General features: G+C 53.7%; 12 protein-coding genes. 4 read left to right on the top strand and 8 right to left on the bottom strand.

Annotated elements, in window-relative coordinates:
- Window positions 1-91 precede the first annotated feature (91 nt).
- Complete coding sequence (locus EPA93_RS34200; RefSeq protein ID WP_242527201.1) at window positions 92-484, bottom strand: cupredoxin domain-containing protein; 393 nt, start codon at window positions 482-484, stop codon at window positions 92-94.
- A 420-nt stretch (window positions 485-904) separates the two neighbouring features.
- Here EPA93_RS34200 and EPA93_RS34195 point away from each other — a divergent pair, with 420 nt between their 5' ends.
- Both EPA93_RS34195 and EPA93_RS34190 read left to right on the top strand, forming a co-directional pair.
- Window positions 905-2,200, top strand: a complete 1,296-nt coding sequence (locus EPA93_RS34195; protein ID WP_129891813.1) for a sensor histidine kinase — start codon at window positions 905-907, stop codon at window positions 2,198-2,200.
- A complete protein-coding gene (locus EPA93_RS34190; protein ID WP_129891812.1) occupies window positions 2,197-2,895 on the top strand; it encodes a response regulator in 699 nt (232 codons plus the stop codon). Before EPA93_RS34195 ends, EPA93_RS34190 begins: the two co-directional genes overlap by 4 nt.
- Window positions 2,896-3,040: 145 nt before the next feature.
- Here EPA93_RS34190 and EPA93_RS34185 read toward each other — a convergent pair whose 3' ends face one another.
- The 5 genes from EPA93_RS34185 to EPA93_RS34165 all read right to left on the bottom strand — a co-directional run bounded on the left by EPA93_RS34185 (window position 3,041) and on the right by EPA93_RS34165 (window position 7,420).
- The gene (locus EPA93_RS34185; protein WP_129891811.1) at window positions 3,041-3,757 is read right to left on the bottom strand and encodes a DUF2306 domain-containing protein; all 717 of its coding nucleotides are present in this window, start codon (window positions 3,755-3,757) and stop codon (window positions 3,041-3,043) included.
- Between the two features lie 177 nt (window positions 3,758-3,934).
- A complete protein-coding gene (locus EPA93_RS34180; RefSeq protein WP_129891810.1) occupies window positions 3,935-4,579 on the bottom strand; it encodes a TetR/AcrR family transcriptional regulator in 645 nt (214 codons plus the stop codon).
- Window positions 4,580-4,751: 172 nt separating this feature from the next.
- Complete coding sequence (locus tag EPA93_RS34175; protein ID WP_129891809.1) at window positions 4,752-6,380, bottom strand: APC family permease; 1,629 nt, start codon at window positions 6,378-6,380, stop codon at window positions 4,752-4,754.
- Between the two features lie 280 nt (window positions 6,381-6,660).
- Complete coding sequence (locus EPA93_RS34170; protein ID WP_129891808.1) at window positions 6,661-6,984, bottom strand: DUF1622 domain-containing protein; 324 nt, start codon at window positions 6,982-6,984, stop codon at window positions 6,661-6,663.
- Window positions 6,971-7,420, bottom strand: a complete 450-nt coding sequence (locus EPA93_RS34165; protein ID WP_129891807.1) for a DUF1622 domain-containing protein — start codon at window positions 7,418-7,420, stop codon at window positions 6,971-6,973. The genes EPA93_RS34170 and EPA93_RS34165 overlap by 14 nt, the downstream gene beginning before the upstream one ends.
- 324 nt (window positions 7,421-7,744) lie before the next feature.
- Between EPA93_RS34165 and EPA93_RS34160 the strand changes: the two genes are divergently transcribed.
- Entirely contained in the window at window positions 7,745-8,143 is a 399-nt protein-coding gene (locus tag EPA93_RS34160; RefSeq protein ID WP_129891806.1) for a MerR family transcriptional regulator, read from the top strand.
- A 39-nt stretch (window positions 8,144-8,182) separates the two neighbouring features.
- Window positions 8,183-8,908, top strand: coding sequence for an N-acyl homoserine lactonase family protein (locus EPA93_RS34155; RefSeq protein WP_129891805.1), 726 nt, complete (start codon window positions 8,183-8,185; stop codon window positions 8,906-8,908).
- A 261-nt stretch (window positions 8,909-9,169) separates the two neighbouring features.
- On the opposite strand, the gene EPA93_RS34150 is transcribed toward EPA93_RS34155, so the two are convergent.
- Window positions 9,170-9,997: a class I SAM-dependent methyltransferase gene (locus EPA93_RS34150; RefSeq protein ID WP_129891804.1), complete on the bottom strand. Its 828-nt coding sequence runs from the start codon at window positions 9,995-9,997 to the stop codon at window positions 9,170-9,172.
- Between the two features lie 496 nt (window positions 9,998-10,493).
- Window positions 10,494-11,399, bottom strand: coding sequence for an alpha/beta hydrolase family protein (locus tag EPA93_RS34145; RefSeq protein ID WP_129891803.1), 906 nt, complete (start codon window positions 11,397-11,399; stop codon window positions 10,494-10,496).
- Between the last annotated feature and the right edge of the window lie 79 nt (window positions 11,400-11,478).

Genomic DNA, 11,478 nt, shown 5'->3' with positions numbered 1-11,478 from the left:
TTTTTGTATTCTTCGCCGGCATGCCCGAGTCATCGCCGCTCTTCGCAGGGCTCGCCTTGCGTTATCCGGAATGATCTCGGCACCTGGCATATCAATGAACAACCACAGAAAGCTTCATCCCAGGATGGGGCACACAATACAATTGAAACGTCCCGGCAGTATTGAAAGGCCCGATCTGCTGGCTACCATTGGCAGTGACGCTAACATCTACTGCAGGCGCCCCTTGCTCTTTAGCCGGTCTGGGCGTACCGCTCTGATCCCAGGTTCCATTCTTAATGATATGGATAACTGGAGCATCGTTCACAAGGGTAAGCATTGCCCCTTTGGGAATAGTAACCACTTCCTGCACAAAGCGCGCATCGCTCATATGCACCTGGTTGGGTCCCTCGGTACTTGAGCCACCGCAGGCGGCCAGCAGCACTGTCACTGCCATGAGCAGCCCGAGGGCAGCAACTGCCGCGTATGTATACTTCTTTCTGTTCATATAACCCTTATCTTTTTCTTTGCATCTCGCTTTTTGGTCGAGCATGCTACACAATCAGGCTTCAGGTAATGAGTACATTGCCCACGACGCGATCTTTCATCATCCCGCTTTTTTCAGGCGTCGCTCCAACCATGCCAGGCTACGGCCAGAACTGAGCGTATTAGCGCCAGCCGCACCAAGCTTGTTGTAAAGAGTATAGCCAGCAAGATAGCCTTAGCGGGTGTGCCAGCGGTCACCCTTGCCGCAATCTCCCGTCACTTTGCGCCGGCATGACAGAAGTAATGGGTCATGCATGACCCGGCGCACGAGCTCGTGACCAGCGATGCATCAAGGTAGAGCTGTCCTTATGCTATAATTGCGCAAAAGTGTATTTCAAAACATCTCTTTACTGAGTCCCGCCTTTGAAGGAAAAGAGAGAGCATGAGCAGCCAGGCCAGGATAGATGAGATAGTCTTGCCCGTCATTACCCGATGGCTCACCCACCGGGCTGTGGATAGCGCCCTGGTGACTGTTCTTGTGCTCAACTATCTGATCAGTATTCTGGGAACATGGTCTCCCACCTTTCCTGGCTTTGTGCTCTCCACAAGCATTCTTGGCTCCTATGGGGCCCTGTTCTGGTGGCTTACCAGCAAAAGCAGCATGAAGCCCTGGCAGCTTGTCCTATGCATAGGAACCATCTCGTTATTAACCTTCATCAGTGGTCTCGTCCTGGCCGTAGATGTCGGCTTTAACTGGCTGCTCTACCTTGTCACCGTCACGCTATATTTCACGCATCTCTCCCTACGGTCCGCGCTCATCCTCAGCCCGCTCCTCTACCTGGTTGCCGGTATTAACATGTTCATCCTTGGCGGCTGGCATAAGCTATTTCCCAGCTGGGTCTCATTGCTGGCCGGCTTTGGCTTCGTCGCCATCTTCGCGCTCTCCGATCGACTGCTCAAGCAGGAGCAGAAGCGCTCGCAAAAGCTTTTCCATCAGCTGGAAGGCTCAAAGCAAGAGCTAGAACAAGCCCATCAGCAACTGCAGGCCTATGCCAACGAAGTAGAGGAACTGGCGAAAGCGCGCGAGCGCACGCGTCTGGCCCGCGACATTCACGATACCCTTGGACATTACCTGACGATCATCAGTATCCAGTTGGAGACCATCAGTAAGCTGCAAGAGCGCGACCAGGCCCGAGCGATCGTGGAAGTTGAGGAGGCCAAACGGGTCGCGGCCCAATGTATGCAGGAAGTACGCCATGCCGTGGCCGCCTTACGCCCCAGAAGCACCGCCAGTCTGAATATACCCGAAGCGCTAAGCCAGCTCGGCAATGAGTTCCGGCTGGTCACGCCAGAGATAGATCTTACATTAGACCTGGAAACAACCTTGCCCGCGCTTTCAGCCGAACTTCAGCTGGCGTTCTATCGCGCGGCCCAGGAGGCTTTGACAAATGTGCGTAAGCATGCCCAGGCTAGCAAGGTCCTGGTCAGGCTACGCTACGAAGATGAGATACTGGAACTGGTGATACGCGACAACGGGCAGGGCTCTTTGCCAGCACCCGGACGCGAGCAAAGTAGCGGGTTTGGCTTAATCGGCCTGCGCGAGCGCATAGAGCTGCTCGGCGGAGAAGTGGCGTTTGGGCCGCTGGAAGCGGCTGGTTATCGAGTGGCCGTTCAGATTCGGGTGCCCCAAACACTCAAGGCGCCGGCTGACCTGCTAATGCAAGAGAGTGAAGCATGACCAAAGCAATTCGGATATTGATTGTCGATGACCAGACCCTGGTACGCGAAGGATTTCGCAAACTCCTGGAGATGGAAGCCGACTTTGAAATAGTGGATACAGCTCACGACGGCGAAGACAGCCTCGCCATCATTGAACGCTTAGCGGCGCAACAGAGACCACCCAATGTCGTACTCATGGATATTCGCATGCCCCGCATGAATGGCATTACGGCCACCAAGCAGATCAAAGCGCGCTGGCCAAATGTTCATATTGTCATTCTTACCACCTTCGATGACGTCGAGCTTATCCACGCCGGCTTGCATGCTGGAGCCCTGGGCTATCTGCTCAAAGACGCAACTTCCGAGCAACTCACGGCGACGATTCGCACGGCTGCCCAGGGCCAGACGTTACTTCAACCCGATATCGCGCACAAAGTCTTTGCCACCCTCACCGCCGAGAACAGGGGGCGCCGCTCCATTGCTCAGGAGCTACCACCATTGGGAACCCGCTCATCCGACGTCGAGCATTTGACCGAGCGCGAGCGGGAAATTCTGGCCCTGGTGGCCAGAGGAGAACCTAATAAGCAGATCGCGGAAGAGCTATTTTTAGCCGAGGGAACTGTTAAGAATCACCTTAGCAGTATTTTGAGCAAGTTAGGAGTGCGCGACCGTACCCAGGCTGCCTTAAAGGCGCGAGAGCTGGGCCTGACCTGATCATCTTTCCGCCCCCTGAACACTAATCGCCTCCATCGTGCTCACCTATCAAGTGTGCAGGAGCCTGTCAGCGAGCCCCTCAAGCCTGTTGAAGAGGGTAGCCAGATTGACAAGGCGCCTGGAGAGGAATAACAGGTTTGTCGATTTATCCCTTAATGCTCAGCACCGGCTCAAGGCTCTTTTCTTTGGCAAGAAGCTGGCTCTTTTCCACGGCAGGAAGCTGGACAGCGTGTCGTCCCCGCACGGCCAGCGCTTGCAAGAGCTGCTGATTGATAAACCACTCAGTAACCAGCAGTGGCAAGATCCAGGAAAACCAGGTTGCCGTATCGTAGACCGCATGAAAGGGGATGCGGAGCAGAAGCGCCCCAACCAGCAGCCAGAGCCGAAAAATGACAGCTGCAAAGGTAAGGGTATAGTTACGCCTCATCCAGATGCGGTGAAGCTGAATATGTCCCTTGCGAATTGTCTCATACGCGCGATAGGCGCTGTAGAGCCAGATGATCGCGAGGAATCCCAGGCCGAACTGTGCGACAAAGCCGCTGGTAGAGACCAGAGCCGAGAAGAGCGCCGCCAGTCCGCCTAGCAGGATACAGATCAGGTAGATGCGCCCTAGCGTACGATGCAGCGCTGGCCGCTTCGCGAACAGGCGCCTCAAAAACTGGAACGGCCCGATCACGAGTGCCAGGCCGCCCGTGGTCGCATGAATTACCAGGATCGGAAAGTGAAGTGTTACAGCAGGATTCAAAGGGATTCTACTCACTGCCGAATTGAGGGACAGGTAGGGAGCAGCGAATGCAAGTGCGATGCCGATCGCCAGCAAAGCCATCAGGCCCCAGCCTATGCGACGTACCAGTTGTGCCATGATTTTCTCCTAGCATATCAAGAATAGAAATGTCTGCTCTTCATCTCAAAAGTAACTAAATGACTACCTCAGCAGCCTTCGCACTATCCCTATTTCATTTAATGGTTGCATATTATTTACTGATTGGCGTTCATTACTACACAAAAAAAATGAGCCAAAAACTTACAGGTTGGAGCTTTAGCGAGGCTTGAGCCCATCGATCAAGATTTGCAAAGCGATCTCAGTCATCGCCTCGATGCGCGGCTGATCATCGCTATGGATTTGAATAGCAAAAGCCACCATGCCATGCACGCAAGACCTCAGCGCGTCGGCTATGGCATTGGGGTCTTCCCGCCGGATGAGGCCGGCATCGATCCCTTTGCGAACCTCCTCTCGCAACAGATCAAACGGATCTGGCCCGGCTGGTCTTCCCGCATTGTTTTCTATGCGCGCCTTAAATTCGCCGAACTGCATAAACATCAATTGATACGCGACAGGATTGTGTACGCCAAAGCTGATGTAGGCACGCCCACCCGCAAGGATTCTGGCCATAGGCTCGCTCTCGCTGTTAAATGCTGCGGCCAGTTGCCGTCCAAAACGCGCGTAGAAATCCTGAGCCAGTTTGAAAAGCACCTCATCCTTATCTTTGAAGTAGAGATAGATAGTGCCGGCGGAATAGCCGATTCGCTCGGCCACCTGGCGCAAGGAAAACTGCTCGTAGCCCCGCTCAAGAAGCAGCTCGGCAGCGGCACTAAGAATCTCATGATAGAGCTCCTGTTTTTGCTGCTCGCGTCGCTTGCGCGTGCCCTGGCGCATGCGTTCTGCACTTGTCATATTCGCCATCAAACCCTGTCCTCCTTGTCCTATCTCTCACTTACTGATAAGTGTTCATTAAATGAATGTTAGCAAGAAAATTTTGTTTTGTCAAGGGCTAATTCCTAATTTTTGAGGGCCTGGGCGCCGCTCGAATGGTGCTCGCCACGACGCCAAGGCTTTCCCCTTTAGCCTGCCAGCTCTAGCTTTCGCTCTCACTATCTCCAGCTGCATCGGCGCTCGCCTCATCCGCATCTGCTGCACCTTGCGTAGCAGCCTCATCGGCCGCGCTCTGCGGCTTGCGGGTCTTTGCCTCTGGCTGTCTCTCTTCCACCACCCCGGCCCTGGTCGCCACCTGCGTTGTGTTTGCCGCCTCAGCGGCATTCGTCTCGGCCTCACCGCTCGCGGCTTCTCTCGCTTCCCGCGCCTTGCTAAAGCCCTCCTGCTCCTCCAGGCTCTTACCAATGCGCCGGGCCAGAGCTGGGCTAGCAATGATAATACCCAGACCAATGAGCAGCCAGACCAGGGCTACGTAGGGGAAGAGATTGTTAGGCGGCGCCGGCACAGGATAGATATTGCTATAGAGCGTATAGAGCAGCACGAGGAGAGCCGCCACCGGAATACACCATTGCCAGCTCCACAGACGGCGCACCATAAAGAAACGCAGCGCTCCCACGTTGGTCAGGATATAGGCCACAAGGATCAAAAAGACCCCGATAGAACCAAGATAGCCAAAGAGTGTAGCGCCATTGATCTCCGGTGCCGTGCTCCAGACCAGCACAACAGCAAAGGCAATCACCATAATCACCGCCAGGGCCAGGTAGGGAGAGCCAGTCCGGCGGCTCGTCGTGCCCAGGCGCTCGCTGATAAAGCCATCACGTCCCAGCGAGAATAGCAAGCGCGCCCCCGCCGTAGCCGTACCAAGCGCGCTGGCAAAGGCGCTCACCACAGCTCCGGCATTGATCAAAGTTGCCATCACCCCACCCAGATAATGCTGACCCAATTCGCCAAGAGGAGCCGTGGAAGCCGCAAAGGCCTTGATTCCTGCCGCATCGGTTCCAAAGCCAACTGTCTGCGCATAGGTAACCAGCGTATAAAACAGCCCTGTGCCAACCACAGCCGTAAGCATGGCTATAGGAATAGTCCGGCGCGGATTGCGCGTCTCTTCCGCCAGCGTGGCTGCACCCTCAAAGCCCGCAAAGGAGAGGAAGCCAAAGACAGCCGCTGAGCCAACCAGGCTCAGTTGCGCACCATCGGGAATGAACGGCACAAGCGTCAAATGTCCACTCGCGCCCCCTTTAAACAAAATCGCCCCCGCGATGATCAGTATCAAGAAGACAGACAGGCCCTCCAGCACAAGCGTCAAGCGCGTAGAGAGCGTAATATCGTTATAGGCAAGCAGCCAGATACACACGCCAGCGATGACGGCAAAGGGGAGCCAGCCTGCCTGCATCTGGAAATCGGCCAGCAAAGCCTGAAAAAAGCTACCCACCTCAGCGATCGATGCTGCTGTGAAGGCCAGATAGGTTCCCAGCAGCGCCCAGCCCGAGAAAAAGCCTGCCCGTGGTCCCAGGGCAATGCCATTAAAAGCATAGGACGAACCACTGTGGGCAAAATAACGACTAAACTGGATAAAGGCAAAGCTGGTTAACCCAACGGCCACCGTCGCTAGTAGGAAAGCCAGCGGAACCGCGCTACCCGTGATTCCGGCCGCGAGCGCGCCATTGAGAGCCATAGCCGCCGTGGGGGCCATAATGCCAATGGAAAGTGCTATCGCCTCCCAAAAAGATAATTGGCTCCGGAAGGATGTTTCTTGTTCTAGCTTTGGCATCAGCAAATCCTCATAAATACACCATAGAAACAAAGGATAACAATAAAAACACGCTGATCAAGCTCTATTTTCTTCAGTCATATTTGCCGGTCCCTCGCTGTTGGCAAACAGGCTCACCACGGCCCAGACAGAGAATGGTCAGACCCCCAACCACAAAAGCCCATTGCGCGGCAGTCACCTGAGACAACGGCGAATAGATCAGGGTGAAGAAAATGGTCCCAACCGCAGCAACGGGCGCAACAATAGAATACAACAAGATCAATAGAGAGAAAAAGGACTCTTAGTCAGGTTTCTGCACCCGCCTCAGTTGTGCTTGTTCCCACATAAAAAAGCGTTTGAGAGCAGTGCGCAGAACGAGAATGGCAGTGAATAGCAAGATCTGCTGCCAGGTATGCAACTGTAAGGTCTTGAGCAGGGCACTGGCCAGCTTAAAGCTCAGCGCAGTGATCACGCCGCTGGCAACCAGGTAGCGTGCTTTCTCGGTATCGCCAGTTCGCACGATTATCAACAGAGCCAGCAGGATAGCACCGACAACGATCAATGCTCCGGCAAACTCGATCAAAGCCGCCCAGAGAGAGAAGTTGAAAAGATTAATGAGGCTCATGTTTGATCTTCTCGCTCATGGCATCCAGATGAGCATCTAATTGCGCAGGCGCAGAGGGCGTTTGGCTTTGCAAGGCTATATCGGGATGGCGACTAGCCGCGCGGTCAATCTCCTGCTGAAGAAAGTAGTTAAGGCCGGTTCGGATAGCTGCAATCGCCGCCAGCTGCCCAATCTCAGCCCAGGTTGGGGCAATGGCCGTGCGCAAGATATCAGCGCCCAGCTCAAATTCCAGAGCTAGAGCTAACCAACGCCCAAGGCGCAAGCGAATATTTTCGGTCAATGGCTCCTGCTTCTGACGCAACTCTCGGTTGCTGCTGAAGAAGAGCCAGAGCCCGCGCACAACTGCTTGTAGTGCCGCCAGGGCGATAAGCAGTCCTGCAACGGCCTCCACCCCTGAGGCTAGATACCCCGTCCAGATTTTGAGAAACTCTTCCAATCCTCATCTCCTTTGTATTCCAGGCAAACCGAGACGCAAGCTATTCACGCCCTGGATGTAACACTCATCTCGCTCATTGCGCAAGCCACAAACCAACCTTGCCAGGAAACCAGGCATAACTCACTTTTCTCTTTCTGTCATACTCATGCGCCCAATAGTCGCTTGCTTGCATTTATACTAATGAGGAATACAGGTGTGAAGCGGCGAAAAGGTGACAGTTGCTTGCCTGACCAAGGCATGTTATCGGCGCAATCTACCCTTGACTTAGAGCTGGCTCTAAGGACTATACTCTCTATAGCTTTTGCGCGAGCAAGGGGATTGAGTATGACAATTCAAGAAGTAGCCGAACAAATAGGTCTATCAGCTTACACGATCCGCTTTTATGAGAAAATCGGGGTACTGCCCACAATCAAGCGGGGGGCACATGGAATCCGGGAGTTTAGCGAAGCAGATGTAGAGTTCCTGCGCTTTCTGATCCAGCTCAAGCAAACGGGGATGTCGCTAGAAGACATTTCGGCTTTCTTAGAGGATGGCTGTATGCTTGAACGCTACCAGCAAGGCCTGACGATCCCTGCAAACGTAGCAGAGAAACGCGTTGCGCTCCTCAAGCACCATCAGCAGCGACTCTATGAACAGCGACGCAATCTTGATAGCTTGCTAACAATGGTGCAACAAAAGCTTGAATTCTACGAACAATACCAGGGTAATTTCAGTCCCGAATAGAGAGGGGCTGAAGAAAGAATTCTGAGGAGAAATTAATATATGAGCAGTCAAACAGCTCTGCCGCAGCGGCTCTATCTTATGCAAGTTGCGACAAGACACGCAGCGGATATGCCATGGCCTATCCCTTATCCCTGCTATCTTATTCAGCTAAGCGATGGCAAGTATATCCTGATCGATACAGGCTGGCCAGAAGGGCTATCGCTGCCTAATATAGAGCTGCATCAAAATGTCGTTGAACAGCTTGCGCTCCTCAATGTGCGCCCAGAAGAGATCAAGATGCTCATCTGCACGCATTTTGATCTCGATCATGTTGGGATGCACTCGACCTTCACCAATGCCGAACTGATTGTGCAGCGCGAGCATTATGAGCTGGCTCGCAGCGGCTATGAGCGCTTTGCTTCAGGACGCCCGCTATGGGACCATTCCGCCTTACGCTATCGGCTTGTCGATGGGGATACTGAACTACTGCCCGGCCTCAAGCTGCTGGCCACCCACGGCCATATTCGTGGCCATCAATCGGTACTGGTGCACCTGCCCGAACTTGGCTCTGTGCTGCTGACCATCGATGCCGTACTGAACCAGGGCGACTTCAGGCCTGATCGCCAGCCTCGCCCATTTGACGAAGATCAAGATGGCGAGCTGGTAAGGGCGGGAGCGCGCAAGCTGATCGAGGTCGCCGAGCACGAACAGGCCGCCTTGATCATCTTTGGGCACGACGGCCAACAATGGCCAACTCTGAAGAAGCTCCCCGCATATTATCAGTAAAAGCATTCGATGTTCTTTAAAATCTATAGAAATAAAAACTAATAAGTTAAAGAATGCCGGTGAGCACGAAGGGAAAGAAAACTACGTACGCTGTTTAATACGAGCAGCGCGGCCAGCTTAGCGGGAATGTGGACATTGCCGTAGCCGAGAGCTTCAAGGAGCTTGCAAAGCTGTAAAGCCCTATAAATGCCGGCCATATAGCCGGGAGTGGTCGGACCACTCCCTGGCTACCGGGATTGCGCCAGGCCTGCTCGGCTCCTCTCAGGCGGGAATGCGCAGGCGCGCCACCAGTACTGGTGGAATCTCTTTATAATATGTCCAGCTTACAACCAGGCTGCCGGCTTTTGAGCCATCGTGCGGATGATTGAAGGCTGGCTCTTCCAGGCCGTCCAGAACCATGCCAGAGCGAAAACAGGCATTGAAGAGCACATGCAATGGACGATCGAAGTAGTACTGAGAGACGGGCTGCCCAATCATGGCCACGCCCTTTGTCGGAACATTGTGCAGATACGTCGTCGTCTTAACAGCATAGGTGGTGACGATCTCGCCATTGACCGTGGCATCCTCGACGCTGAGAATCGAGCCGGTGTTGTTGAAACAAGGATGGCAAAGCGAGAGGATGAAGCGACCACCGGGCTTGACGACCTGGCGAATCCCGCGCATCAAGGGCTCAATCTCGGCCATATCCATGATCGCCATGTTACAGACCGCCGCATCAAAGCGCCCTTTTCCCAGCGCCACGATCTGTTCCTCATTTGTAGCGTCTAAGCTTTGATACTCTATGCGCTCAGCATACTCGACAGAGCGCGCGCGTGCAAGTTCAAGCAAGGAGGCGCTAAAGTCAGTAGCCAGGACCTGAGCGCCAAGGCGGGCCAGGTGGCGCGCAAAAACTCCATTGCCGCAAGCAATCTCCAGCACGCGCTCGCCAGGCTGCAAATTGAGCAAGCGCTCGCAGGCAGGAGCAACGAGGATGCGTTGGAAATCGTTTCCCTCGCCCATTTTCTCATCCCAGAAGGCGGCATTCCGATCCCAGATTTCGCGTACCTCTTCGTTCAGGTCAGGCGGTTGAGCTGAGTTATTCGTGGTCATCTTTTAGCTTTTCCTTTCTCAAGATAAATTGACGTATTCAACAAGAAGTATAGGCGAAAATGAACCGAAAAAAATCGGCCATATGCACGGTGTGAAGCTATTGACAACTATGCTACAATTACGGTAAGAAAATAGTGTTTCTCCAATTGTGGGAAGTAACCGCTATTACACTATTTATAAATATCTCTGCCAATGGGCAATAAAATTTAGGGCTGTGGGAGATTAAGGGGGCAAAGGGGAGCATATCTGAAGAAGCCTATGGTTAAGCTATAAACTCGAACAGCCTCTCTCAGCAAACGTTCTCCACGCCGTCTTCACAAATAATCGTCTTCACAGTGAACCAGGCCTCATTTTGCAGGAATTATGAGAGAGGCGGCCTTCGCCCCTGACAAGATCACACTTTTACAGAAGCTAAAGCTAGCAGCCCTTATCTTCTCCATCACGGGACAGCTACATGGTTCGGTGCAAATTCAAGGGCTGTAGCCTTTCTGCTATCTCACTTCGAACCGTCTGCGTGTTTCACCTTTTCAAGCCAGGTAAGCAGGTGTTGTGCCAGCGCTACACGAGCATCAGAAAATGCATGATCCGCGGGCAAAATGGTCGAACTGATAGCAGGAGTCCGAGCGCCTATCTGAGGGAGGGTAGCGTTGGTAGGCGAAGGATGAGACGCTGAGTATTGTTCCAGTGCAGCAATAAGCGGAGTGTGATGCACATGCAGCGGCGCAACCGTGTCGCGGCTGCCTCCAATCAGGAAGATAGAGCACTGAGCCAACCTGTCCATGTAATGATTCAGCGTCCATTGCTCAGCATGGTCGAGAACCTCTTGCACGAGTTGCGCACCAGTGGTTCCCCGCAATGCTGCAAGGCTGGAGTCCCAGTCACTTGCAGTAGACTCGACCAGCAAAGGGTCCTGACGCAATTCCTGGGCAAAGCGTCCAAGATGAAAACCTGCGAGTGAGGCAACTGCACGAATGGAGGGATCAGTGGCCGCCGTAAATAGGGCCGCAAAGCCTCCCATGCTATGGCCGATCAAGACAATCTGCTCAGGATCAACCCGGCACTGTTCCTGCATCTGCTCAGTCTTCAACATCCTGAGCGCGGCAGGGACATCCTCGAAGGAATGGGTATAGGAAAAGGCTCCCTCACTGCCCCATGCTCCTCGATAGTGGAAGCTCATGACATTCCAGCCAGCCCGCCGAAAGATATGCGCCAGATCGCCGCTCTGTTCATTGCCTGGGAAGCCGTGCAAAAGCAGAATTGTCGGATGTGGCCCGGCTCCTTGAGCTACAAGAATGCGTCCAATGAGCTGGTCCCCATGACTTTCAAAGGTGAGGGGAATGAGTGTGGCAGGGTACTGTTCGTCAAAAGAGGAAAGGTCATGACAAAGTACGTCAGCTTCCATAGTGAAAACCTCTTCTTCATTGGATGTATTTTGCTAACGGTTTTGGGAAATTGGTCAGCTCCAGCTCTTTCCAAGCTCC

Source organism: Ktedonosporobacter rubrisoli (genome assembly GCF_004208415.1).
GTDB lineage: Bacteria > Chloroflexota > Ktedonobacteria > Ktedonobacterales > Ktedonobacteraceae > Ktedonosporobacter > Ktedonosporobacter rubrisoli.
This window is presented reverse-complemented; position numbering and strand designations above follow the sequence as displayed.

Bases quoted from the DNA above. Each gene is read 5' to 3' on its own strand.
- EPA93_RS34160 (WP_129891806.1), top strand. From the start codon at position 7,745: ATGACAATTCAAGAAGTAGCCGAACAAATAGGTCTATCAGCTTACACG.
- EPA93_RS34185 (WP_129891811.1), bottom strand. From the start codon at position 3,757: ATGGCACAACTGGTACGTCGCATAGGCTGGGGCCTGATGGCTTTGCTG.
- EPA93_RS34155 (WP_129891805.1), top strand. From the start codon at position 8,183: ATGAGCAGTCAAACAGCTCTGCCGCAGCGGCTCTATCTTATGCAAGTT.
- EPA93_RS34195 (WP_129891813.1), top strand. From the start codon at position 905: ATGAGCAGCCAGGCCAGGATAGATGAGATAGTCTTGCCCGTCATTACC.
- EPA93_RS34180 (WP_129891810.1), bottom strand. From the start codon at position 4,579: ATGGCGAATATGACAAGTGCAGAACGCATGCGCCAGGGCACGCGCAAG.
- EPA93_RS34200 (WP_242527201.1), bottom strand. From the start codon at position 484: ATGAACAGAAAGAAGTATACATACGCGGCAGTTGCTGCCCTCGGGCTG.
- EPA93_RS34170 (WP_129891808.1), bottom strand. From the start codon at position 6,984: ATGAGCCTCATTAATCTTTTCAACTTCTCTCTCTGGGCGGCTTTGATC.
- EPA93_RS34190 (WP_129891812.1), top strand. From the start codon at position 2,197: ATGACCAAAGCAATTCGGATATTGATTGTCGATGACCAGACCCTGGTA.
- EPA93_RS34150 (WP_129891804.1), bottom strand. From the start codon at position 9,997: ATGACCACGAATAACTCAGCTCAACCGCCTGACCTGAACGAAGAGGTA.
- EPA93_RS34175 (WP_129891809.1), bottom strand. From the start codon at position 6,380: ATGCCAAAGCTAGAACAAGAAACATCCTTCCGGAGCCAATTATCTTTT.
- EPA93_RS34145 (WP_129891803.1), bottom strand. From the start codon at position 11,399: ATGGAAGCTGACGTACTTTGTCATGACCTTTCCTCTTTTGACGAACAG.